Genomic DNA, 23,255 nt, shown 5'->3' on the forward strand with positions numbered 1-23,255 from the left:
GTCATAAGTCCAGGACGTGAAGGTAAGGGCAGTTTCTGGTGCTGTTGTCCGAGGCAAACTGTCGGGAGCCGCATGCCAGGTCAGGCGACGGTTCCCGCCGGTTCACCAGTTGAGTCCGAAAGTGATCTTGAATGTCCTCGTGGGATAGGCGATGTCGTAGCGTGAGGTATTGTTGAGCTGGCGATTGCCAAAATTGGGATTGGGTACGGCCACACTGGTCGAATTCGCGGGATTGCGTCCCGATCCGCGGTTTCCATCCCAGCCCGTCCAGTTGTTCCAATCGAATGCGTTGATCAGATCGGCGCGGATGCGGAACTTGAGATCAGTTCCGGTATCCCACTCCTTCTGGACCGCGAGATCGAACTGTTTGTAGCCGATCGTGGTGTCGGCATAGTAGGGGTTGAAGTAGCAGTTCCAGGTATCGATGCTGATGCAGTCCAACGACTCGCGCGCTTCCGGCGTGGCCAGCGTCAGCTTGCCGGACAGGGTCATGCCCCAGCCCACATCCATGATGCCGGTCGCCACCAGGCGATGCTTGGAGACACCCAGCGACTCGGTGAAGGCCACGTTGTCCAGGTCCGGATAGTCGAACGAGAACGTGTCGTGGTTGTTGCGGTTCTCCTTGGCATCGCTGTAGGTGTAAGCCAGCGTCGTGCCCCAACCCGACTCACGGGTGTACGGCTTGTCCAGCGACAGCAGCAGGGAGGTCAGGCGGGTTTCCACGGCATTGCGGCCGATGAGCAGGCGGCCGAAGCCCGGCAGATTCGCCGGCGGTGCGCTGCCGAACGACCTGCCCGCCGGGAAGAAGGAACCATCCGCGAGACGATTGCCCACCGAGAACAGGATGCCGTCATGGCTCAGGATGTGCAGCAGCGTCACCGACGAATTCCAGTCGTGCCCGAACAGGCTGAGCGCATTGCGCATGCCAAGGCTGAACTGATCCGAGTACGGCGTCTTGATGTCGTTGTCGATCATGTAGACGGTGGTGCCGTTGTTCGGATTCGCCGCCACCAGCGCGTCCAGGGTCGCCTGGTCGTAGTAGCTCGGATTCCAGGTCAGACAGGTCGCCGGCTGATTGGAACAGTCGTGCCCGGGCGTGTTGAACCGGTAGGTGTAACTCTGGAACGCCAGGCTGTATTGCTCACGCGCCATGAAGTCGAACTGGTTGCGACTGTAGGCGCGACCGGCCCCACCGAAGATCACATGGCGCTGGTCACCGAACAGATCGTAGGAAAAGCCGACACGTGGCTGCCACGCATCCTTGAACGCCTTGCGATTGCTCCCTGTCGAGATGAAGTCGTTGTAGTTGTAGTCGACGTTCGCGTTGTTGATCGGCCCATAGCTGCGCAGCGCGTTGACCAGTGAGGCCGGCGTGACGTGGTCCTCGAAGCTGGGGGTCTTCTCGTAATCCCAGCGCAGGCCCAGGTTCAAGGTCAAATGCTCATTGACCTCCCAGTCGTCCTGGAAATAGATGCCGAACTGGGTGTTGTCGGACTCCACCGGCCCCATCGTGCCGATGCCGGTCGAGGTGAAGTTGACTTCGTAGGGAATCTCGAAGCTGCGGGCGATATCAAAGCGATACTGCGGATTGGGAGGCAGGCGCTGGTAGGCGCTGATGTCGATCTTCTTGTACTTGATGCCGGCCTTGATGGTGTGGCTTTCCCAACCGAAGAAGGTGAAATCGTTCTGGAAGGCGAAGCCCTTCTGCCCCTTGTCCTGCATATCGGTGCCGCCACCGAAATTGAGCACTGCCTGCATGGCGGGATTGTTGTTACCTCCCTGCCCCTGTGCCGGAATCTGATAGTTGAAGCCAGGCCCCACGGAGATCGGTCGCGGACCGAACGATGCATCTTCGTAAGTGATGTGGGCATCGTTGAGCCAACTCTGCGCGCTGTACTGGTAACGCAGGTCATAGCGCGTGTCCTTGCCCGCGCGCGTGGTTCCGTAGTCGGCCGTGTTCTGGTTGCCGATGTTCGCCAGATCGTCTTCCTTGCGATCCTTGATGGTGAACTCGACCAGATGCGCATCGCCCGGCGTCCAGCTTAGCTTGCCGAACCAGAGGTCCTCGCTGAAGGGCGATCCGGTGCTGTTGCGAATGCGTTCCTGGACGCTGGGCGGCAACTGTTCGATCGGAACGTTCCGGCCCGACGGGCCCGGCGTCACGTCGCGAGGACGGAGGATGTCCTTGCCCTCATAGGTGGCAAAGAAGTGCAGGAGGTCCTTGACGATGGGACCGCCGAAAGACGCGCCGTACTGTTCGGCACTCCGGTCCTGGACCACATCCCCACGGCGCTGGCGTGGCGTGCGCGCCATCCAGTCCTGGTTCGAGTAGTCCCAGAAGAAGCTGCCTTCGAATTCGTTGGTGCCGGACTTGGTGACTGCGGTGATGGCCGCGCTGCTCAGCTGATCGTATTCGGCCTTGTAGTTGGACGTGATGACCTTGTATTCGCCCACCGCCAACTGGGGGAACGGGTTGCCGGCGGTGGAGTCCTGCCCGGTGATGCCACCCTTGAGCACATAGTCCTTCTGGCCCACGCCGTCGATATAGACGTTGATGCCATTGGAGATCTGCGCACCACTGCGCAGCGAGGTCACTTCGTCGACACCGGAACGGGTGACGGCAATGCCTGGAATGGTGTCGGCGAACGCCAGGAAGTTGCGGGAGTTCTGCGGCAGCGCCTCGAGCTGCTTCTGGGTCACGTAGCCGCCGACTTCCGAGGTCCGGGTTTCGATCGCGACCGGCGCGGCGGTCACCACCACACCGTCCAGCGTGGTCGCCGGCTGCGCACTGGTCGCTTCGGTCGTCTCTCCGAGGTTCAACGTCACCGTCTGGCCGACCGAAACCGTGATCGATTCGCTGTACCGTTCGCCACCACGCTCGACGTCGAGCCGATAGGTTCCCGGCGGCAGGCCACCCAGCGAGTAATTTCCGCTGGCGCTGGATTGAACGCTGCGGGTCAGGCCCGTGGCGACGTTGGTCGCGGTTACCCGGACGGCCGCATCACCTGCAACCTGGCCGCGGATCGTCGCGCCGGTGGATTGCGACAGCGCGATCGGCGCCACGCCCAGCGCAAGCCAACTGGCCAGCGCACAGCTCAATACCCTGCGCCGCGGAGAATGATTCGAACGGTTTCTATACCCCATGATTTCCCCCTCCCGGGACGATCAATTCAAGGCAATGTGGTCGTGGAAACGATTACATCTGCGAACAAAAAAAATCCCGCCTGACCTCCGCTCCTATCGTGTCCCGCCAGGTCCGCTCCCCGCGCTCGACTCGCGCACGATGAGTTCCGGTACCAGGGTCTGCGCTTCATTCGACATGTTGTCCTCCGCATCGATGCCATCCAGCAGGCGGGTCATCGCATGACCGCCCAGTTCGGCAATGCTGACCCGCATCGTCGTCAAGGGCGGGTGAACGAAGCGTGCGAGCGGAATGTCGTCGAACCCGGCCAGCGCGATGTCGCCGGGTACGTTCACGCCTGCTTCGTTCAAGGCATACAGGCATCCCAGCGCCATCATGTCGTTGGCGGCAAACACCGCATCCGGGCGCTGTTTCGATGAAACGATCTGCTTGCCGGCCTCGTAGCCGGAGGCTTCGCTGAAGTCGCCGGGCAATTCCCACGCCTCGCCCTTGCCGGCCAGCGCATCGCGATAACCGCGCAGGCGCTCGCGCGCATCGAAGTTGTCTTCCGGCCCGCCGACGAAGGCGATGCGGCGGTGCCCGGCCTGCAGCAGATGCCCGGTCATCGCGCGGGCGCCGCCGTAGTTGTCGATGCTCAGCACCGGGTACGGCGCGCCGTCGAGCTGGGTGTTGATCAGCACCACCGGCAACGAGGACGGCAGGTTGTCGGTCAGGAAACCGGGGCGATCCGCGTACGGCGACAGCACCAGCAGGCCGTCGACGCGGCCGCGCATCGCGCGCAGCGCCTCGCCCTGCTCTTCCGGATGGCCGTGGTAGCTCGACACCAGCAGGTGCTGGCGGCGCGCGCGCGCAATCTGATCGATGCCGCGGATCAACTCGGAGAAGAACTCGCCGTACAGATCCGGCAGGACCACGCCGATGGTCTGGGTACGGCGGCTGCTGAGGCTGCGGGCGGCGGCGTGCGGCTGGTAGCGCAGGCGATCGGCGGTCTCGACGACGTGACGACGTACCGTCTCGGCCACGTTGTCGTGTCCGTTCAGTGCGCGCGACACCGTGGCGACGGATACCTTCGCCTCGCGTGCCACATCTTTGATGGTGACGGCCGTTCGCGCCATTGAGCCGCCCCTCCGCGGTCATGACTGCAATTGCTGAGGACTGTAAACGTTTTCAAAACGGGATGTAAAGCCCACGTTAGATACTGATGACAGCGCAGTCATTTCAACGACTTACTCGGGCATTTTTCTCACCTTTCCGTGTTGCGTCGCAACAAACAGGACAAAAACGGGACATGGGACGGCTTGAACCCTGTCGCCACGGACATCGCCCGAGAACCGCCGCTCGCGCCGGAGGTGTCGCGACGCCGCATGTAATCGTTTCCAGCTTCCACTAGTCTGACCTGCCCGCCCCCGCACAGGTGCTCCGCATGAACCGTCCGCTGGATCGAAGGCAAGCCATCAAGCTGCTCGGCGGCGGGCTTGCCGGTGCCGCGCTGTTGCGCCAGTTGTCGGGCGCCGGTGCCGTGAAGGCGACGGAACCACGCCGCGATGCGCCGAACATCCTGTTCATCATGACCGATGACCAGTCGCAGAAGGCGTTGAGCATTTACGGCAATCCGATCCTCAAGACACCGCACATGGATCGGATCGGCCACGAGGGCATCCGCTTCGATCAGTCCTTCGTCACCACGTCCGTATGCGCGCCCAGCCGGGCCAGCTATCTCACCGGCCTGTACGCGCATGCGCACGGCGTCACCAGCAACGGCGAGGAACCGGGCTGGTACGAACAGATGGGATTGCGCCACGACCAGATCACCTACCCGATGCTGCTCCAGCGGGCCGGCTATCACACCGCGGTGGTCGGCAAGTGGCACATCAAGTCGATGCCGACCGGGTTCGATCACTGGGCCATCCTGAAGGGACAGGGCAGCTATTTCGATCCTTCATTCATCGTCAACGGCGCGCCGGTCCGCTTCCGCGGCCACACCGACGATGTGATCGGCGATCAGGCGCTGGCCTATCTGCAACAGCGTCCGAAGGATCGGCCGTTCTGCCTGTGCTACCAGTTCAAGGCGCCGCATGGCCCGTGGGAGCCGCATCCGCGCTTTTTTGACGCCTACCGGGATGTCGAGATTCCACTGCCGGTCGGTTTCGGCAAGCCGCAGCCCGCGGGATCGCCGATTGCGTTCTCGCGGACCACGCAGGAAATCGGCGACATGGGCGATTTCTTCCGCGCCGCCGAACGCCGCAAGGCACAGGTGGATCGCGACCTGCCCGTCGGCGAGCGCGAACGCGCGGTGCTGCAGGCATTCATCCGCAACTACTACCGCGTGCTGCTGGGCGTGGACGAGAACGTCGGACGGGTGCTGGATTTCCTGGATCGCGAGGGTCTGGCGGAAAACACCCTCGTCGTCTACACCTCCGACAACGGCATGTTCCTGGGCGAGCACGATTTCTACGACAAGCGGCTGATGCTGGAGCCTTCGATCCGGGTACCCACGCTCATGCGCTGGCCCGGCCGCATCCGTCCCGGCCGGACCGACGACAGGCACATGGTGCTGAACATCGATGTGGCCCCTACCCTGCTCGATCTGGCGGGCGTCGCGCCGCCGGCCTGGATGCACGGACGCAGTTGGAAGCCGCTGCTGGAAGAACGCCATACCGAATGGCGCCGGGACTTCCTGTACGAGTGGTACGAGTACCCGGCGGTGCACTGCGCGCGCAAGCATCGCGGCGTGCGCACCGAACGCTGGAAGCTCATCCACTTCTGGGAGCAGCCGGAGGAATGGGCGCTCTACGACCTGCGCGAGGATCCGGACGAACAGGTCAATCTGATCGATCGTCCCGAACAGGCCGATCGGATCGCGGCCCTGAAGCAGCGCATCACCGCCCTGCGCGCGCAGACCGGCGACGTGGATCCGCCCGGCTATGTCGCGCCAGCGCTGGCGCCGGGCAAGTGCCCGGCCTGACCACCGGTCTTTCCCCGAAAAAAGAGAGGCCCGCCAACGGCGGGCCTCTGCATTCCGAGTCCGGACAGGGCGACCTTACTTCGCCGTGACCTCGAACTTCGCTTCCAGCGTGTCGACCGAATTGCCGCCGGCGAACACCGTGAAGCTGCCGGGTTCCACCACCCGCTTCATCGCCGTGTCGTACATCGCCAGGTCCTCGAAACCCAGCTTGAAGGTCAGCGTTTTCGACTGGCCCGGTTCCAGTTGGACGCGTTCGAAACCGCGCAACTGCTTCACCGGACGGGTCACCGAGGCGACGTCGTCGCGCACGTACAGCTGCACCACCTCTGCGCCGGCGCGCTTGCCGGTGTTGGTCACGGTCACGCTGACTTCCTGGGTGCCGTCGGCGGCGATGCGCGGATGCTTCACCGCCAGGCCGCCGTACTGGAAGGTCGTGTAGCTCAGGCCATGGCCGAAGGCGTACAGCGGGGTCCAGGGCACGTCGATGTACTTGGAGGTATAGCGTTCGGTTTCGCTTGGCGGACGGCCGGTGTTCTTGTGCGCGTAGTAGATCGGCACCTGGCCGACGGTACGCGGGAAGGTCACCGGCAGCTTGCCGGCCGGATTGAAGTCGCCGAACACCACGTCGGCGATCGCATTGCCGCCTTCCACCCCCGGGAACCACGCCTCCAGGATCGCCGGCACGCGTTCGCGCAGCGGCCCGATGGACAGCGGACGGCCGTTGAGCAGCACCGCCGCGGTCGGCTTGCCGACCTTGGCGACCGCGTCGGCCAGCGCCTGCTGCGCGCCCGGCAGATCCAGCGAGGTGCGGTTGCGCGCTTCGGCGCTCATGTCCGGATGCTCGCCCAGGAACAGCAGCACCGCGTCGGCCTGCTGGGCGGCGTTCACCGCGTCGGCGATACCCGTGGTCTCGCCGCCTTCGAGCGAGGTGCCTTCGACGTACACCACCTTGGTGCCGGATCCGACTGCCGCGCGGATGCCCGCCAGCGGGGTGATCGCATCCTCGTCGCGACCGGCGCCGGCCCAGTTGCCCAGCATCGCCCGGCGCAGGTCCGCCAGCGGTCCGATCACCGCCAGGGTTTTCACCCTCTGCTTGTCCAGCGGCAGCACGTTGCCGGTGTTGTCCAGCAGCACCAGCGACTTGCGCGCCATCTCGCGGGCGGCCGCACGGCTGTCCGCGGTCAGGGTGCGCGCCTTCTCGCGCTCGACGTTGCAGTAGCGGTACGGGTCCTCGAACAGGCCCATCCGGTACTTGGCCCGCAGCACGCGGCGCACCGACTCGTCCACGGTGGCGACCGGCAGCTTGCCGGCCTTCACCGCCGCGGGCAGGTCTTTCACGTAGATGCGGCTGACCATGTCGATGTCCACGCCCGCGCGCAGGCCGAGCACGCCGGCATCGGCGCGGTTGCCGGCCACGCCGTGCTTGATCAGCTCTTCCACGCCGGTGTAGTCGCTGACCAGCAGGCCGTCCCAGCCCCACTCCTTGCGCAGCACGTCATTGATCAGATCGCCGTTGGCATGCATCGGCACGCCGCCGACCTCGTTGAACGAGGCCATCACCGACTGCGCACCGGCGTCCACCGCGGCCTTGAACGGCGGCAGGTAGACCTCGCGCAGCGTGCGCTCGGAGATGTCGGCGATGTTGTAGTCGCGGCCGCCCTCGGCGGCGCCGTAGGCGACGAAGTGCTTGGCCGTCGCCAGCAGGGTGTCGCCATTGCCCAGTTGCTTGCCCTGGAAGCCGCGCACGCGCGCCGCCGCCAGCACCGAACCCAGATAGGGATCCTCGCCCGCGCCCTCGACGATGCGACCCCAGCGCGGATCCCGCGCCACGTCCACCATCGGCGCATAGGTCCAGTGGATGCCGTAGCCGGCGGCCTCCCAGGCGGCCACGCGCGCGGCGTTCTCGACCTCGGCCGGGTCGAAACTGGCCGATTCGCCCAGCGGCACCGGGAAGATGGTGCGGTAACCATGGATGACGTCGTAGCCGAACATCAGCGGGATGCCCAGGCGCGACTCCTCGACCGCGATGCGCTGCAGGCGGCAGGTCAGCTCGGCGCCCTGGGTGCCCAGGAAGGTGCCGATCTCGCCGTTGCGAATCTGGTCCTCGCCGCCGGCCATCGCCTGCGGGCCGGTGTCGTTGCCCAGCCCGGGCGGCTGGTTGAGCTGGCCGAGCTTTTCTTCCAGGGTCATCTTCGCCAGCAGGCCCTCGATGAAGGCCGCTTCGCCGGCCGGCGCCTTCTGCTGGTCGCGGGCCCCCACGGCCGGGGCCACCAGGGCCGTGGCGATGGCCACGGCCAGCCACCAGTGGCGGCGCGCGCGCGGACGGGCGCCGGCGGACAGGCCGGCGCGGGTACGACTGTTCATGTGTTTCCACCTCCCATGGGCAAGGGGCGGAATGTAAACGTTTTCAGTGCTGCCTGCAAAAGCGCGGTCAGGCCCTGGTTCCAAGGCCTTCCGGCGGCCGCTCAGGCCGGCTCGCCGGGTCCGGAAGCGTGGATGGACAGCGCGTGGATGTCGGTGGTCATCATCTCTCCCAGGGCGGCATAGACCGCCCGATGGCGGGCCAGCGGCGCCAGTCCGGCGAACGCCGGGCTGACGATGGTGACGTCGAAGTGGCCGCGCCCGTCGCGGGCCCCGGCATGGCCGGCATGGCGATGGCTGTCGTCGACCACCTCCAGGCGGCTGGGCTGGAACGCCTGTTCCAGTGCCTGGCGGATGCGCGCGACCCGTTCGGCGGTCACGGCAGCACCTTGCGGAACGGACGCACGTCGACCCGCGCATACACACCCGCCTCCACATAGGGATCAGCCTGTGCCCAGGCCTGGGCCGCGGCCAGCGACTCGAACTCGGCGATGACGATGCTGCCGCTGAAGCCGGCCTCGCCCGGGTCCTCGGCATCGATGGCCGGGCACGGGCCGGCCAGCAGCAGCCGGCCTTCGTCGCGCAGCGCGGTCAGGCGGGCCAGGTGGGCGGGACGGGCGGCCATGCGCCGGGGCAGCGCGCCTTCGGTGTCATGGCCTTCGATGGCATACCACATGGGTTCACTCACTCGGGACGGGGATGAACGGATTGTACGGGCCGCCCGCCCGGCGGTGCTGGACAGGGCTGGGCGCAGCCCTTACTCTTGCGTCTACTGCACGGCCGGAAGCAGCGGCCCGTCAGGGGATTTCCCAGGCACTGCACCGGATTCGCCGGCCAGCCGCCCAACGACGATCGATTCGCTGCCCCTACCCGCCCGCGCCGACGACCTCCTCGCTGTCGACCGCCGCCTCTTTCGCGGCGAGTTCCTCTACGGCGTGATGACATGTTTGCTGTACGGAAGCGTTCGCCCGCAAGGCCCTGTTCGGCATGAAGACCATGGCGTCCATGCGGCAACGCGTGCAATCGAAGGCATTGTGACCCGCACTACGGCTTTTTCTTGATGAGCTCCGAACTCGCGCAAGACGCGACCCCGACAAGCCAGTCCACGCACCCGCAGCAGCAGGAAATGCCGCTGGCCGTCGTGCATGGGCAGCCGGTGCTGCAGATCCCCCAAGATCTGTACATCCCGCCGGACGCGCTGGAAGTCATCCTGGACGCCTTCGAAGGCCCGCTGGATCTGTTGCTGTACCTGATCCGCCGGCAGAACCTGGACATCCTGGACATCCCGGTGGCGGAAATCACCCGCCAGTACGTGGACTACATCAACGTCATGCAGGAGCTGCGCTTCGAGCTGGCGGCCGAGTACCTGGTGATGGCCGCCATCCTGGCCGAGATCAAGTCGCGCATGCTGCTGCCGCGGCCGGTCAACGAGGACGGCGACGAAACCGACCCGCGCGCCGAACTGGTCCGCCGGCTGCAGGAGTACGAGCGCTTCAAGCAGGCCGCCGAGGATCTGGACACCCTGCCCCGCCAGGACCGCGACACGACCCCGGTGCAGGCGCACGTGCCGGATCGGGCCTCGGTCAAGCTGCCGCCGCCGGTGGAGCTGAAGGAAATGCTGCTGGCGCTGCACGACGTGCTCAAGCGCGCCGAGCTGTTCAGCGGCCACCACATCAAGCGCGAGGCGCTGAGCGTCCGCCAGCGCATGGGCGACGTGCTGTCCCGCCTGGACGACGGCCGCTTCCACCGCTTCGAATCGATGTTCACCGCCGAGGAAGGCAAGCTCGGCGTGCTGGTGACCTTCCTGGCCATGCTGGAACTGGCCAAGGAGCAGTTGCTCGATATCGTGCAGGAAGCCCCGCTGGCGCCGATCTACGTCAAGTCGCTGGCGCTGAACAACACCAACGAACCGCTGCAGTTCTCCAGCGAGTTCGACGACAGCGACGCCGCTGCCAACGACGCCTGACCGGCCCCCGTATTCCATCCGCCTGGACCAACGCAAGCGCACGAATGGATCAATCGCTCATCAATCGCATCGTCGAAGCCGCCCTGCTGGCGGCCAACCAGCCTCTGTCGCTGGCCCAGTTGCATGGCCTGTTCCCGGAAGAGGAACCGGCGCCCGCCGGCAGCGTCGAACGCGCGCTGGAGGAATTGCGTGAGGGCTGCGTCGATCGTGGCGTGGAACTGGTCGAGGTGGCCTCCGGCTTCCGCTACCAGGTCAAGGCCGACGTGCACGGCTGGGTCGCCCGCCTGTGGACCGAGCGCAAGACCAAGTACACCCGCGCCACCCTGGAAACCCTGGCGCTGATCGCGTACCGCCAGCCGATCACCCGCGGCGAGATCGAACAGGTCCGCGGCGTGGCGGTGAGCAGCAACATCATCCAGGCGCTGGAAGAGCGCGAGTGGATCCGCGTGGTCGGCCATCGCGACGTGCCCGGCCGGCCGGCGCTGTTCGGCACCACCAAGGGCTTCCTGGACTACTTCGGCCTCAAGCGCCTGGACGAACTGCCGCCGCTGTCCGAGTTGAAGGACATCGGCGAACTGGAACCGCAGCTGCCGCTGGACGGCGCACCGGTCCCGGCCGGCGTCGCGCTCGATGCGGAAGACGCGGGCGACGCCGATGCCGGCCCGGCGGACTCCCTTGCCGATGGCGAGGACGAAGAAGACATGCAGACAACGGCGGGAACCACGGGCGACGAGTCCGGCGAGCCACCGCAGGAAGACGCCACGGACGGCGCGCAACCCGACACCGAGGCCGCGCAGGACGACGACGCGGACACCCACGAACCGATCGCCGACGAAGACGAAGGCGACACCGGCAATTCCATCGACACCCAGGATGACGACGCTGAAAGCCTTGAGGAAGGCCGGGCCTCGTCGGAGCAGAAACCATGAGCAATCCCCCCCGCAACAAACTCTCGCTCAAGCGCGACGCCGCCGCCGAAGCCCCCGCCAGCAAGCTGGAAGAACGCCTGCACAAGGTGCTGGCGCAGGCCGGCCTGGGCTCGCGCCGCGCGCTGGAGCAACGCATCGCCGACGGCCTGGTCAAGGTCAACGGCGAGACCGCGCAGGTCGGCATGAGCGTCAAGAGCGGCGACAAGATCGAACTCGACGGCCGCCAGTTCGTCGCCAGCGCGCTGGCCGAGCCCGCCCGCGTGCTGATGTACAACAAGCCCGAAGGCGAAGTGACCACCCGCGAGGATCCCGAAGGCCGCCCGACCGTGTTCGAGGCGCTGCCGGTCCTCAAGGGCGCGCGCTGGATCGCCATCGGCCGCCTGGACATCAACACCACCGGCCTGCTGCTGCTGACCACCGACGGCGAACTCGCCAACGCGATGATGCATCCCTCCTACGAGGTCGAGCGCGAATACGTCGTGCGCGTGCGCGCCCCGGAAGGCCAGGAGACCGTGCCGGACAACATCGCCGATCGCCTGCGTCGCGGCGTCGCCCTGGAAGACGGCCCGGCCAAGTTCGACGAAATCGAACGCATCGGCGGCACCGACTCGCACGACTGGTTCCGCGTGGTGGTCAAGGAAGGCCGCAACCGCGAAGTGCGCCGCCTGTGGGAATCCCAGGGCTGCCAGGTCAGCCGGCTCAAGCGCACCCGCTACGGCCGCATCTCGCTGCCGCAGCCGCTGCTGCGCGGGCAGTCGCAGGAACTGTCCGATGCCCAGGTCGAAGCGCTGCGCAAGGAACTGGGCCTGGAAGACGGCGCCCCCGCCGCGCTCACCCTGCAGCCGGTGATCGGCCAGCGTCGCGCCGCCAAGTCCACCGTGCACGTGTCGCGCGAAGGCCGCAGCCAGGGTTACGTCAACGGCCACAACACCGCTGACGAAGGCCGCGAACTGCGCCGCTTCGATCACGTGCGCGAGGATCGCGGCCGTGGTCGCGGCAAGAAGCCGCACGGCGGCCTGACGGTCAGCGGCGAAGCCGCGGCCAAGCAGGCGCAGAAGCCGTTCAAGCAGCGCAAGATGAAGGGCCCGAAGCCGTTGCCGGATGGCAATCCGGCCGCGTTCCGCAGCTGGTACGTGCCGGAAGGCGTCGACACCGGCCCGTCGGGCCATCGCAATGCCGGTCCCGGCCGCAAGGGTCCGGGCGGCGGCGGCGCCGGCAAGCGTGCCGGTCGTCCCCAGCAGGGCAGCGGCGCCGGCTTCGGCAATGACTATGGCGGCTACGGTGGCGAAGCCCGTGGTCCGCGCGGCCCGCGCGGTCCCGGCGGCGGTGCGGGTGGCGGCGCCGGCAAGCCGCAGCGTGCGGCGCGCCCGTATGGCCATCCGGGCAATGCGCCCAGCTTTCCGTCCGATCACGCCACGCCCGGCGGATTCAGCCCGTACGGCCAGCCGCGCGGTCCGCGCCCGCAGGGCGGACGCCCCGGCGGCGGCGGCAACCGTCCACAGAATGCCGGCCCGCGTCCCGGCGGTCGCCCGGGTGGCGCCCGTCCGGCCGGTAGCCGGGGCCCGGGCGGACGTCCCGGGGGCGGCGGTCATCGCCCGCGCGGCGGCGGCGGCGGCGGCGGCCATCACGGCTGATGCGAACGGAAAAGGCGCCCCAAGGCGCCTTTTCCTTTTTCGCGCCACCGCCATGCGCGGACGCGCGCATCCGCTGGCTTCACCCGGACTTCATCGTCCTCCCGCGTTCGCCCTCGATGCTCGCCGGGTTCCTTCGAGCGAAGCAGTGGATGCACAACGGAAACCATGACGTCATCGTGGTCGGCGCCGGCTTCGCCGGCCTGGCCTGCGCCCGCGAACTCGCTCGCGCCGGCAAACGGGTCTGCGTGCTCGATCGCAAGCGCGATCTCGGCGAGCGCCTGCACACCACCGGCATCCTGGTGCAGGAGGCGCTGGCCGATCCGCTGCTGGCCGATCTCCCGGCCGCAATCCGCCATGCCGTGCCCGCGGTCAAGCTGTATGCCCCCGGCCTGGAGAACATCGAACTGGCCGCGCCCGGCTATCGCTTCCACACCACCGACACGCCCGCGCTGATGCGCTGGCTTGGCGAGCAGGCGCTCGAAGCCGGTGTCGAACTGCGCCTGTCCTGCGCCTTCCGCGAAGCGCGCGCCATCGCGGACGGCTGGCAGTTGCCCGGCATCGGCCAATGCCGCTATCTGGTCGGCGCCGACGGTGCGCGTTCGAAGGTCGCCGCGTACTTCGGCCTGGGCCGCGTGCGCGAATTCCTGTACGGCGTGGAGCACGAATACGACGGTGCCGGACTGCATCGCCCGGATGCGCTGCACTGCTTCATCAGCCGGCGCTGGGCGCCCGGCTACATCGGCTGGATCGCGCAGACGCCGCGCGGCGTGCAGGCCGGGCTGGCCCTGCGCATGCGCCCCGGAACGCGCCCGCCGGATCTGGCCGGCTTCCTGGATCACGTCGCCCCGGTGGTCGGACTATCGCGGCCCCGCCCGCCGGACAGCGTCCGCGCCGGCCTGATTCCCTGCGGCGGTCCGGTCCATCCGCGCCTCCGCCACGACGTACTGCTGGCCGGCGACGCGGCCGGCGTGGTGTCGCCGGTGACCGCCGGTGGCATCCATTCGGGGCTGCGCCATGGCGCCGACATCGGGCGCGCCCTCGTCCAGGCGCTGGAGTCCGGGATTGCGCCGCAGGTCTCGACGATCCGCGCCATTCCCGCCTGGCGCCGCAAGCGTGCCCTGCGCTGGGCCTTCGATCACCTGCAATGGGACTGGCCCTTCGACCTGCTGCTGGCGTCGCCGCCGCTGCGCCGGATGGCCGAGCAGATCTATTTCCATCGCCGCGGACAGGCTTCCGCCGCGGCCTGAATCCATGCCCTGCCCCGGTCCTGCCGATTGCGCTGGATCAAGGCCGGCCCGGGGCGGTCGGCTACAATACGCGGGTTCGAATAACGCACGATTCCCCATGTCCTCCGCTTTTGGCACCGAGACGGTGCTGGACGTCCGTCACTGGACCGACGACTACTTCAGCTTCACCACCACCCGCGACGACGGTTTCCGCTTCGACAACGGCCAGTTCGTGATGATCGGGCTGCAGACCGAAGGCAAGCCTCTGCTGCGCGCCTATTCCATCGCCAGCGCCAACTGGGAAGAACAGCTCGAGTTCTTCAGCATCAAGGTGCCCAACGGCCCGCTGACCTCGCGGCTGAAGGACATCCAGCCCGGCGACACCGTGGTGATCGGCCGCAAGCCGACCGGCACCCTGCTGATCAGCGACCTGCATCCGGGCCGCAACCTGTACCTGCTGGGTACCGGCACCGGCCTGGCGCCGTGGCTGTCGATCATCAAGGATCCGGAAACCTACGAGCGCTTCGACCGCGTCATCCTGACCCACGGCGTGCGTCATGTGCAGGACCTGGCCTACCGCGACTATTTCGAGAAGGAACTGCCGCAGCACGAGTTCCTCGGCGAGATCATCCGCGAGAAGCTGCTGTATTACCCGGCGGTCAGCCGCGAGGACTTCCCCAACCACGGTCGCCTGACCGATCTGATGGCCAGCGGCCGGATGATGGAAACGCTGGGCCTGGACGCGCTGGATCCGGACAAGGACCGCGCCATGATCTGCGGCAGTCCGCAGATGCTGGCCGATTTCCGCGGCCTGCTGGACGCGCGTGGCTTCACCGCCGCCCCGCGCATCGGCACTCCCGGCCAGTACGTGTTCGAGCGCGCCTTCGTCGAGAAGTGACGCCGGGTGGGCCGACGGCCCGCCCTACCGTTCGCCGTAACGCAGCCAGATGACCGCGCTGCGTTCGTTGTCGAACACGTGGCCCTGGAAGCCGTTTTCATTGGCCAGGATGCTGGCCAGTTCCACCTGCGGAATCTGGTCCAGGTGCTTTTCCACATAAGCCACCCGCACCGCTTCCAGGCCCTCGCCGAGCATGGCCTGGACGAACTGCAGCAATTGCTCCGGCGGTGGCGGTTCGCCTTCCATGTCGTCGACCACCAGCAAACCGGCCGGCCGCAGCCGCCGCACTTCCATCGCAATCCGGCGCCAGTACGCCAGCGTGGTTTCCAGGGTGCCGTTGATGCCCCGCACGTGCGCCTTCAGGCCATAGTCGGCGGGACTGAACTCGATGCGGAACGGCGGTGAAGCGTCCTGCGCGTCCATCAGCCGGCCAGCGCGGCCTCGATGTCATCGGCCAGCGATTCCGGCGTATCGGTGGGCGCATAGCGCTTGATCACCTTGCCATCGCGCCCGACCAGGAACTTGCTGAAATTCCACTTGATCGCCGAGATGCCCAGCAGGCCGCTCTTCTCCTGCTTCAGCCACTTCCAAAGCGGATGCGCGGCGTCCCCATTGACGTCGATCTTGGCGAACATCGGAAAGCTCACGTCATAGTTGAGCGAGCAGAAGTTGCGGATCTCGGCCTCGTCGCCCGGCTCCTGGTGGCCGAACTGATCACAGGGGAATCCCAATACCATCAATCCCTGATCCCGATGGTCGCGCCAGAGCTTTTCCAGGCCGGTGTACTGCGGGGTGAAGCCGCACTTCGACGCGACGTTGACGATCAGCAACGGCTTGCCGCGGTAGTCGGCCAGCGACCGGGACTGTCCATCGATGTCGATGGCGGAGAAATCGTAGGCGGTGGTCATGGCGGACTCCTGGGAAAACGTCGATATGAGACACCCGGGAACCGCTGGCGGCAAGCGTTTTCGCCGCCCGGCGCGCACGTGCGACGGCGACCAGGATGCGCTAGCCTTGGCCGTCGCTTCCGCCGGGGAACACGGAATGCAGCTTTCGCCCCATGCACCCGACGCCGCCTCGATGGCCACCGTCTACCTGCACGTGCGCGTGCTGCTGGGCATGGTGGTCGGCCTGGGCCTGACCCATCTGCTGCGCCACTTCGCCCGCATCATCGAGCGCCCGCGCCATTGCCAGATCTACTGGGTGCACCTGTGCTGGGCCACGTTCGTGTTCTCCTACCTGCTGCTGTTCTGGTGGTGGGAGTTCCGTCTCTCGCATCTGGTGCACTGGAGCTTCAACCTCTATTTCTTCGTGGCCCTGTACGCGCTGATGCAATACCTGCTGTGCGCGCTGATCTTCCCGGAAAACCTGGACGGCTATGCCAGCTACCGCGACTATTTCTACGACCGCCGCAAATGGTTCTTCGGCCTGCTGGCGCTGGTGTTCGCGGTCGACTTCATCGACACCTGGATCAAGGGCGAGGCGTACTTCCGCAGCTTCGGGCCCGAATACGTGTTCCGCAACGCCGCCTACATCGCCGGCTGCCTGATCGCCATGTGGACCCGCAGTCCGCGCTACCACGCAGGCTTCGCGGTGCTCGGCCTGCTTTACCACGTGTCCTGGATCGCACGCGAGTTCGAGACGCTCTAGCCCCGGGCCTTGGCACAGAACAGTCCCGCCCGGCACATGCCTTTCGTCACGCGCCCCCACCCCGGGCCTTGGGTTAGCCTGCCGAAAGCCCTATCTCTGTCAGGAAGCAGCACCCCATGACCACCCGCCTTGCCCTCGCGCTTGCCGCGACCCTCGGACTCGCCATGCCCGCCTACAGCCAGACCGCGGCCCCGACCGCCGAAGCCGCCAAGGCCGCCAATCCCTTCTTCGCCGACAGCCCGCTGCCGCTGCATTACCCACAGTTCGACAGGATCAAGGACAGCGACTTCGCGCCCGCCTTCGACGCCGGCATGGCCGCGCAGTTGAAGGAAATCGACGCCATCGCCAACAACAGCGCCGCGCCGAGCTTCGACAACACCATCCTGGCGATGGAAAAGAGTGGCCGCGTGCTCGACCGCGCCCAGACCGTGTTCTACAACCTGGTCGGCGCCGACACCAACGACGCGCGCGAGAAGCTGCAGGCCGACTATTCCGGCAAGTTCGCCGCCCATCGCGACGCCATCTACCTCAACGGCAAGCTGTTCGCCCGCATCCAGACGCTGTACGACCAGCGCGCCGGCCTGGGCCTGGACGCCGAGGGCGTGCGCCTGGTCGAGAAGTACCACACCGATTTCGTCCGCGCCGGCGCCAAGCTGTCCGGCGCCGACAAGGCCACCCTGAAGGGCATGAACGGCCAGCTGGCCAAACTGGGCACCCAGTTCAGCCAGAACGTGCTGGCCGAGGTCAACGATTCGGCCGTGGTGGTCGATGACGTCAAGCAGTTGGACGGCCTGACCGATCAGCAGATCGCCACCGCCGCCGACGTTGCCAAGGCCCGCGGCCTGGCCGGCAAGTACGTGCTCACCCTGCTCAACACCACCGGCCAGCCGGCCGAGTCGCAGCTGACCGACCGCGCCCTGCGCCAGCGCCTGCACGAGGCGTCGGTCTCGCGCGGCAGCCGCGGCGGCAAGTACGACAACCGCGAACTGATCGCCACCATCATGAAGCTGCGCGCGGATCGCGCCAAACTGCTGGGCTATCCGGATCACGCCACCTACGTGCTGGAAGACGAAACCGCCAAGACCCCGCAGGCGGTCAACGCCATGCTCGGCAAGCTGGCCCCGGCCGCGGTCGCCAACGCCCGGCGCGAGGCTGCCGATCTGCAGGCGATGATCGATCAGGAGCAGAAGGCCAAGGGCCAGCCGACGTTCCAACTGGCGCCGTGGGACTGGTCGTTCTATACCGAGAAGGTCCGCACCGCCAAGTACAACTTCGACGAGTCGCAGCTCAAGCCGTATTTCGAGCTGACCAACGTGCTGGAAAACGGCGTGTTCTACGCCGCCAACCAGCTCTACGGCCTGACCTTCAAGAAGCGCACCGATCTGCCGCTGTACCACCCGGACACCACCGTGTACGACGTGTACAACGCCGACGGCACCCAGCTGGCGATCTTCATCGCCGACATGTACGCGCGCGATTCCAAGCGCGGCGGCGCATGGATGAACTCCTACGTGTCGCAGTCGGGCATGACCGGCTTCAAGCCGGTGGTCGCCAACCACCTCAACATTCCCAAGCCGCCGACCGGCCAGCCGACCCTGCTGACCTGGGATGAGGTCACCACCGCGTTCCACGAGTTCGGCCATGCGCTGCACGGCATGTTCTCCAACGTGCAGTATCCCTACTTCAGCGGCACCAGCGTGCCGCGCGACTTCGTCGAGTATCCCTCGCAGGTCAACGAAATGTGGGCCGACTGGCCGTCGGTGCTGAAGAACTACGCCAAGCACTACCAGACCGGCGAAGCCATGCCGCAGGCGCTGCTGGACAAGGTCATCGCCGCGTCCAAATTCAACCAGGGTTTCGCCACCACCGAATACCTGGGCGCCGCCATGCTGGACCAGCGCTGGCACCAGATCGGCGCCGACAAGGTGCCCGCCGCCGACGGCGTCGTGAAGTTCGAAGCCGACGCGCTGGCCGCCGACGGGATCGACTACAAGCCGGTCCCGCCACGCTACCGCACGCCCTACTTCAGCCACATCATGGGCGGCTACTCGGCCGGCTACTACGCCTACATCTGGTCCGAAGTGCTGGACGCCAACAGCGTGGAATGGTTCAAGCAGCACGGCGGCCTGACCCGCGAAAACGGCGACCACTTCCGCAAGACCCTGCTCTCGCGCGGCGGCAGCGTCGACGCGATGAAGCTGTTCCACGACTTCGCCGGCCACGATCCCAAGATCGAACCCCTGCTGGAAAAGCGCGGCCTCACCGCCCCCGCCAAGTAAGCGCAACCGTCCTCGTCGCAGTAACCATCACGCCACCTCCGGGTGGCGTGATGGTATGTGCCCCTCACTCCCCCCGCTTCTCCCTCCCCCTTTGAAAAAGGGGGATTGAGGGGGATTTGCTTTTCCGCACCAAGAGCAACGCAAGAGCGCCTCTGTCTCTCCCTTTCAAAAAGGAGGACCGAGGGCTATTTGCCCTTACCCCCTCCGCACAAGCCGCAAACCCACCAGCGACACCAACCCACACGCGATCACATACAACGCAGGCGCATTCGGACTCCCCGTCAACCGGATCAGCTCCGTCGAAAAGAACTGCGCAAAGCCACCGAAGATCGCAATCGCCACGCAATAGGCAATCGACAAACCCGTCGCACGCAACCGCTGCGGCAGCACTTCGCTGACCAGCACCATCGTCGCCGGCGCGGTCATCGACATCGGAATCGACAGCAGTCCCACTGCCACCAGCAGCCGTGCGAGGCTCGGCGCGGCGTTGATCCACGCGAACGCCGGATACGCCATCACCAGCAGCGCCAGCCGCGACCACAGCACCACCGGGCGGCGTCCCAAGCGATCGCACAGCCAACCCGCGAACGGCGACAGCAGCACCTGCACCGCCGCGGCCACGCAACCGGCCCAGATGCCCAGCGACAGCGGCATGCCCAGCTGGCTGACCGCGTAATTGCTGAGGTAGTACACGATGATGTAGGTCGACGACGCCAGCCCGATCATCAGCAGGATGCTCGCCGTCAGCTCGCGCCGGTGCGACCACAGCAACGCCATCTGCGGCGTTTCGGCCTCCGCCGGCTGGGACGACATGGTCTCTTCCAGCCGCCGCCGGATCAGCAGGCCCACCGGAATCACCAGGATGCCGAGCACGAACGCCGCCCGCCACCCCCAGGCATCCAGCGCCGCCGGTTCCAGCAGATTGCTCAGCAGCAAACCCACCAATGCGCCGAACAGCGCCGCCAGCCCTTGGCTGAAAGGCTGCCAGCTGGTGTAGAAGCCACGCGAACGCTCATCCGCGTACTCCATCAACAGCGCCGTGGATGCGCCCATCTCGCCGCCGATGGCAAAGCCCTGGATCAGTCGCGCCAACAGAATCACCAGCGGCGCGGCCATGCCGATCTGCGCATAGGTCGGCGTCACCACGAAAAGCAGCGAGCTCAAGCCCATCAGCCACAGCGTCAACGCCACCGCAGGCTTGCGTCCCACCCGATCCGCGTACATGCCAATCAACAGACCGCCCAACGGCCGGGTCAGGAAGCCGACACCGAACGTCGCGAACGACAGCAGCAACTGCCCGGTCGGATCCGACACCGGAAAATACAATCGCCCGATCAGCGTGGCGAAGAAGCTGTAGACGACGAAATCGTAGAACTCCAGGCCGTTGCCGACGGTGATCGCACTGATGGCATGGACCCTGGAAAGCGGCCGGCCGGAAGCCTCACTCCCGGATGTGATCTTGGTAATTGACATGGTTCTCCCCTCTGGAGCGATGGAGATCGCACGGCGGTTCCGCCCAGGTCAACTAACATTGGCACAAGCTGCGACCCAGGTTGCGCGGCAAACGTTTTCATCACTTTTGCGTTTGCAACCGGCGATTCGTCCCCAAGTTGTCGCCCCGTCCTTGCCTGGCTTCCCTGAATTCAAATGAAGGTCAGTAACAACCGAACAGGTCAGCCCCCTTTGCAAAAGGGGGCGGGCGCCTGCAAAGCAGGCGACGGGGGATTCGCTCTTCGCGTCAAACCAGGCTCCCCTGCACCACGTCCTGACCAGCCCTCCGACAACGCTCCACTTCACCTGCCACACACCGCGTCAAACAACGCTTCGTACCCCAAAGCCACACACACCCATCACCACACCGAAACAGTGAGCCCGGAAACACTGAAGCCAAAACGCTCAAAGTTAGTCGACACCGCACCACCTCATCGGCAGACTCCGGCGTCAGGAGTTCAGAACCTCCAGATAGCGGCACCACCCCCGTCATTCCGGTGGAATATTTTTTCTTTTGCACCATCACCGGATGGTGGCCGGCGCAAACTCCTTCGCCGGGAGGGTGGTGAATACAAGACCCATTCGGGGAATAAACCCGCCGACTATCTGCGGTTCTGACCTCCCGGCTCCCGGCCGCACTCGCGCGCGCCGGGGTTCTTCAACGAAGAAATGGAGGTCCCATGACCAACTTGCGTATGGTCTATGTGTTGGAAGAAGAAACCCAGCTGAATCTCATCCAGCTGCGTGATCACCTCAAACTGCTGTCCCTGCTCGCCAGTCCCCGCTTCCGCAAGGACGAGCACCACAGCCTGCCCATCCCGCTGCAACCCCTGAGCGACTGCTTCGCCAGCCTCGCCAGCGAAGCCAACCACGTCCTCGACCGCCTCCACTGGCACTCCGGAAAAACGGACGCCGACTCGGCCAACGACGCGTAACAAAAACGCGGGCTGCTAGCGCCCGCGTTCTGTTGAAAATTCGATACATGCAGCTCACAGGCATGAGCGGAAACAGCTCACATGTTGCGTCACGTTCGCTAGATCCAACCGGGGACTCATTGGCACGCTCGCGCTCGCCCCATCTCATAAGGAGGCAGTCTGAGCCCCGCAGTGTCAGGGCACATCCGCACTCCACAGCTATGACTTTAGACATCCATCTGAGCGATTCGTTAGAAGAACATACTCTTATCCAATTTTGCCTGCTTTATTAAAGCTAAGCAGGCCCGCTCGACTAACGCGCACTTTGGATATCGCGATAAGCATCACAGCTTACCCACGCCTTAAATCGTGAATCCAGGAAACTCCGTCTTCAATATACCTTTTAGAAGATTAGGATCGACACTCATATTCCTGGCGAATTCGAACATTGGCTCAACAAGATAAAAATAATCTGGCTCCTCAGAGTCGAGAAAAGCGCCAAACAGCAGTCGACTTAGTGCCCTCTCCCTAATTTCACCTTCATTTCCACTTAATTGGCTATCGATATTTTCACGTAACACGGCCCTAAATTCAGGAAACGAGTCCACGGGTCGGTTGTCAGCAAGCTGATTCTGACGTTCTAACAGTGCATCAAGCTCCGTACGCGAGAGCTCGCTCCTAAAGGCTAGAAGAAGACGCACATAGGAACGCAAGAAAGGTGAAACATCCTCCAATGTCCATGCCTTGGACAAAAAGTCATAAAACCTACTCTCAACGGCGTCAATATTCATGTCTCACTCAACCTCCAGCGTCTTCTTGACCTCACGACAGGTCGAACAGGCCGGAATAATCCTGCCGGATTCATTCAGTTTGACTGGACCCATCCTTGCTCCTCGAACATCGTCACCGGCATTCAGCGCTTTATTGAAGACGTCAATCTCACAGCACTCCCCGTGAGTTCGCGATGGATTCTGCACACCGTCGAGCGCTCGCCGAGTCTGCGGACGCATGGGTGCTTGCGTATCGCCGCCGGAAGTAGACGAACCAGTACTGTTACCGTGATATCTGTTTCCATTCGCCGTAGCTAGGGTACCGCTGGTTCCCCTCGTTCCGCTCCGCGTCATACGACCGACGGCTCCGCGGCTTGCAGCACCGCCTGCAGCTCCCGTCCCAGCCGACATCGCAATTGCGACATACAATACAATCTCTTTCGCGCTCTGCGGCAGACTCATTTCAAATTCGAGCTGCTTCTCCATCATTTGACCCGCGCTATCCCGCGCATCTGATGGAGTCCAGAGCCGGTCAAGGAGTGGCACTCCAACGGACGGCGTTTTTACATCTTCCTTGGACTGCCGGCCATCCGGATCAGTGAACTTGTACGGATTATTGTTCGCGTACCAGTAGCGATTGAAGTTCGCCTCCGCACTTGAGTAAGCCGTCACGGGGTCCACCGACAGGAACCGCCCGATGATCGGGTCGTAGTACCGCTGAACACTCTGACCCGACGCGGATTCCGCCAATTGCTGCGATCAACCCTTGATGCGGTGCGCTTCCCCGTCGCCAACTGCTCTTAATGCACTTCCTGCCGTGTTCGTCGAAGCCTTGACGCGCACTTTCGGCCACTCAATGACATAGGTCAAGACGCGGTATTGCGACGGCATTGCCGACCCGCGCCCGGTATTCGGATTCGGTGATTTCGCCCAGGGCATAGCTCCGTAATAGCGCCTGCATGCCCGACGACACGCTGTAGCCGCAAAACCCAAGCCAATTGGACATGCAGGGCGGGTCGAGACCCGCCCT

The 23,255-nt window shown here is 65.2% G+C and carries 19 protein-coding genes and 1 pseudogene; 9 read left to right on the top strand and 11 right to left on the bottom strand.

Annotated features, from left to right (window positions below):
- Positions 1–102: 102 nt before the first annotated feature.
- Positions 103–3,099, bottom strand: a complete 2,997-nt coding sequence (locus tag AC3DE2_RS06515) for a TonB-dependent receptor (RefSeq protein WP_488425535.1) — start codon at positions 3,097–3,099, stop codon at positions 103–105.
- 138 nt (positions 3,100–3,237) lie between these two features.
- Positions 3,238–4,257 (bottom strand): LacI family DNA-binding transcriptional regulator, encoded by a 1,020-nt coding sequence (locus AC3DE2_RS06520; protein WP_295376023.1) that lies wholly within the window; start codon positions 4,255–4,257, stop codon positions 3,238–3,240.
- A gap of 308 nt (positions 4,258–4,565) precedes the next feature.
- Between AC3DE2_RS06520 and AC3DE2_RS06525 the strand changes: the two genes are divergently transcribed.
- Positions 4,566–6,107 carry a sulfatase family protein gene (locus AC3DE2_RS06525; protein ID WP_295376021.1) on the top strand — a complete coding sequence of 514 codons (1,542 nt, stop codon included), beginning with the start codon at positions 4,566–4,568 and terminating at the stop codon, positions 6,105–6,107.
- Positions 6,108–6,182: 75 nt separating this feature from the next.
- On the opposite strand, the gene AC3DE2_RS06530 is transcribed toward AC3DE2_RS06525, so the two are convergent.
- The 4 genes from AC3DE2_RS06530 to AC3DE2_RS06545 form a co-directional block, all read right to left on the bottom strand.
- Positions 6,183–8,471, bottom strand: a complete 2,289-nt coding sequence (locus AC3DE2_RS06530; RefSeq protein WP_488425537.1) for a glycoside hydrolase family 3 N-terminal domain-containing protein — start codon at positions 8,469–8,471, stop codon at positions 6,183–6,185.
- Positions 8,472–8,572: 101 nt separating this feature from the next.
- Positions 8,573–8,848, bottom strand: coding sequence for a BolA family protein (locus AC3DE2_RS06535; protein ID WP_295376018.1), 276 nt, complete (start codon positions 8,846–8,848; stop codon positions 8,573–8,575).
- Positions 8,845–9,144 (bottom strand): YciI family protein, encoded by a 300-nt coding sequence (locus tag AC3DE2_RS06540; protein WP_295376016.1) that lies wholly within the window; start codon positions 9,142–9,144, stop codon positions 8,845–8,847. Before AC3DE2_RS06540 ends, AC3DE2_RS06535 begins: the two co-directional genes overlap by 4 nt.
- Positions 9,145–9,334: 190 nt before the next feature.
- Complete coding sequence (locus AC3DE2_RS06545) at positions 9,335–9,475, bottom strand: hypothetical protein (protein ID WP_488425538.1); 141 nt, start codon at positions 9,473–9,475, stop codon at positions 9,335–9,337.
- Between the two features lie 53 nt (positions 9,476–9,528).
- On the opposite strand from AC3DE2_RS06545, the gene AC3DE2_RS06550 reads away from it, so the two are divergent.
- The 5 genes and pseudogenes from AC3DE2_RS06550 to AC3DE2_RS06570 all read left to right on the top strand — a co-directional run bounded on the left by AC3DE2_RS06550 (position 9,529) and on the right by AC3DE2_RS06570 (position 15,121).
- A complete protein-coding gene (locus AC3DE2_RS06550) occupies positions 9,529–10,434 on the top strand; it encodes a segregation and condensation protein A (protein ID WP_488425539.1) in 906 nt (301 codons plus the stop codon).
- A 44-nt stretch (positions 10,435–10,478) separates the two neighbouring features.
- Positions 10,479–11,345 (top strand): annotated as a pseudogene (gene scpB / locus AC3DE2_RS06555) (SMC-Scp complex subunit ScpB); the annotation flags it as partial.
- Between the two features lie 14 nt (positions 11,346–11,359).
- The gene (locus AC3DE2_RS06560; RefSeq protein WP_488425540.1) at positions 11,360–12,997 is read left to right on the top strand and encodes a pseudouridine synthase; all 1,638 of its coding nucleotides are present in this window, start codon (positions 11,360–11,362) and stop codon (positions 12,995–12,997) included.
- A gap of 149 nt (positions 12,998–13,146) precedes the next feature.
- Positions 13,147–14,244 (top strand): NAD(P)/FAD-dependent oxidoreductase, encoded by a 1,098-nt coding sequence (locus tag AC3DE2_RS06565; protein WP_295376010.1) that lies wholly within the window; start codon positions 13,147–13,149, stop codon positions 14,242–14,244.
- Between the two features lie 97 nt (positions 14,245–14,341).
- Positions 14,342–15,121 (top strand): ferredoxin--NADP reductase, encoded by a 780-nt coding sequence (locus AC3DE2_RS06570; RefSeq protein WP_295376008.1) that lies wholly within the window; start codon positions 14,342–14,344, stop codon positions 15,119–15,121.
- Between the two features lie 24 nt (positions 15,122–15,145).
- Here AC3DE2_RS06570 and AC3DE2_RS06575 read toward each other — a convergent pair whose 3' ends face one another.
- Positions 15,146–15,544, bottom strand: a complete 399-nt coding sequence (locus tag AC3DE2_RS06575; protein WP_295376006.1) for a hypothetical protein — start codon at positions 15,542–15,544, stop codon at positions 15,146–15,148.
- The gene (locus AC3DE2_RS06580) at positions 15,544–16,029 is read right to left on the bottom strand and encodes a glutathione peroxidase (RefSeq protein ID WP_295376004.1); all 486 of its coding nucleotides are present in this window, start codon (positions 16,027–16,029) and stop codon (positions 15,544–15,546) included. The genes AC3DE2_RS06575 and AC3DE2_RS06580 overlap by 1 nt, the downstream gene beginning before the upstream one ends.
- A 136-nt stretch (positions 16,030–16,165) precedes the next feature.
- On the opposite strand from AC3DE2_RS06580, the gene AC3DE2_RS06585 reads away from it, so the two are divergent.
- Together AC3DE2_RS06585 and AC3DE2_RS06590 are read left to right on the top strand one after the other, a co-directional pair.
- The gene (locus AC3DE2_RS06585; RefSeq protein ID WP_295383392.1) at positions 16,166–16,771 is read left to right on the top strand and encodes a hypothetical protein; all 606 of its coding nucleotides are present in this window, start codon (positions 16,166–16,168) and stop codon (positions 16,769–16,771) included.
- Between the two features lie 116 nt (positions 16,772–16,887).
- Positions 16,888–19,050 carry a M3 family metallopeptidase gene (locus AC3DE2_RS06590; protein ID WP_488425541.1) on the top strand — a complete coding sequence of 721 codons (2,163 nt, stop codon included), beginning with the start codon at positions 16,888–16,890 and terminating at the stop codon, positions 19,048–19,050.
- A gap of 195 nt (positions 19,051–19,245) precedes the next feature.
- Here the strand turns inward: AC3DE2_RS06590 and AC3DE2_RS06595 are convergent, their stop codons facing one another.
- Positions 19,246–20,523: an MFS transporter gene (locus tag AC3DE2_RS06595; protein WP_295375636.1), complete on the bottom strand. Its 1,278-nt coding sequence runs from the start codon at positions 20,521–20,523 to the stop codon at positions 19,246–19,248.
- Between the two features lie 698 nt (positions 20,524–21,221).
- On the opposite strand from AC3DE2_RS06595, the gene AC3DE2_RS06600 reads away from it, so the two are divergent.
- Entirely contained in the window at positions 21,222–21,476 is a 255-nt protein-coding gene (locus tag AC3DE2_RS06600) for an XAC0095 family protein (protein ID WP_488425542.1), read from the top strand.
- A 341-nt stretch (positions 21,477–21,817) separates the two neighbouring features.
- Here the strand turns inward: AC3DE2_RS06600 and AC3DE2_RS06605 are convergent, their stop codons facing one another.
- Positions 21,818–22,246 (bottom strand): hypothetical protein, encoded by a 429-nt coding sequence (locus AC3DE2_RS06605; protein ID WP_488425544.1) that lies wholly within the window; start codon positions 22,244–22,246, stop codon positions 21,818–21,820.
- Positions 22,247–22,249: 3 nt separating this feature from the next.
- Complete coding sequence (locus AC3DE2_RS06610; protein ID WP_295382577.1) at positions 22,250–22,975, bottom strand: RHS repeat-associated core domain-containing protein; 726 nt, start codon at positions 22,973–22,975, stop codon at positions 22,250–22,252.
- Positions 22,976–23,255: the final 280 nt, after the last annotated feature.

The organism is Pseudoxanthomonas sp. 68-E7, assembly GCF_057773145.1.

What these genes read in the sequence shown, in the direction of transcription:
- AC3DE2_RS06585 (WP_295383392.1), top strand. Translation starts at nt 16,166, where the DNA reads ATGCAGCTTTCGCCCCATGCACCCGACGCCGCCTCGATGGCCACCGTC.
- AC3DE2_RS06590 (WP_488425541.1), top strand. Translation starts at nt 16,888, where the DNA reads ATGACCACCCGCCTTGCCCTCGCGCTTGCCGCGACCCTCGGACTCGCC.
- AC3DE2_RS06580 (WP_295376004.1), bottom strand. Translation starts at nt 16,029, where the DNA reads ATGACCACCGCCTACGATTTCTCCGCCATCGACATCGATGGACAGTCC.
- AC3DE2_RS06575 (WP_295376006.1), bottom strand. Translation starts at nt 15,544, where the DNA reads ATGGACGCGCAGGACGCTTCACCGCCGTTCCGCATCGAGTTCAGTCCC.
- AC3DE2_RS06570 (WP_295376008.1), top strand. Translation starts at nt 14,342, where the DNA reads ATGTCCTCCGCTTTTGGCACCGAGACGGTGCTGGACGTCCGTCACTGG.
- AC3DE2_RS06525 (WP_295376021.1), top strand. Translation starts at nt 4,566, where the DNA reads ATGAACCGTCCGCTGGATCGAAGGCAAGCCATCAAGCTGCTCGGCGGC.
- AC3DE2_RS06560 (WP_488425540.1), top strand. Translation starts at nt 11,360, where the DNA reads ATGAGCAATCCCCCCCGCAACAAACTCTCGCTCAAGCGCGACGCCGCC.
- AC3DE2_RS06600 (WP_488425542.1), top strand. Translation starts at nt 21,222, where the DNA reads ATGACCAACTTGCGTATGGTCTATGTGTTGGAAGAAGAAACCCAGCTG.
- AC3DE2_RS06595 (WP_295375636.1), bottom strand. Translation starts at nt 20,523, where the DNA reads ATGTCAATTACCAAGATCACATCCGGGAGTGAGGCTTCCGGCCGGCCG.
- AC3DE2_RS06565 (WP_295376010.1), top strand. Translation starts at nt 13,147, where the DNA reads ATGCACAACGGAAACCATGACGTCATCGTGGTCGGCGCCGGCTTCGCC.
- AC3DE2_RS06530 (WP_488425537.1), bottom strand. Translation starts at nt 8,471, where the DNA reads ATGAACAGTCGTACCCGCGCCGGCCTGTCCGCCGGCGCCCGTCCGCGC.
- AC3DE2_RS06520 (WP_295376023.1), bottom strand. Translation starts at nt 4,257, where the DNA reads ATGGCGCGAACGGCCGTCACCATCAAAGATGTGGCACGCGAGGCGAAG.
- AC3DE2_RS06605 (WP_488425544.1), bottom strand. Translation starts at nt 22,246, where the DNA reads ATGAATATTGACGCCGTTGAGAGTAGGTTTTATGACTTTTTGTCCAAG.
- AC3DE2_RS06550 (WP_488425539.1), top strand. Translation starts at nt 9,529, where the DNA reads ATGAGCTCCGAACTCGCGCAAGACGCGACCCCGACAAGCCAGTCCACG.
- AC3DE2_RS06540 (WP_295376016.1), bottom strand. Translation starts at nt 9,144, where the DNA reads ATGTGGTATGCCATCGAAGGCCATGACACCGAAGGCGCGCTGCCCCGG.
- AC3DE2_RS06545 (WP_488425538.1), bottom strand. Translation starts at nt 9,475, where the DNA reads ATGGACGCCATGGTCTTCATGCCGAACAGGGCCTTGCGGGCGAACGCT.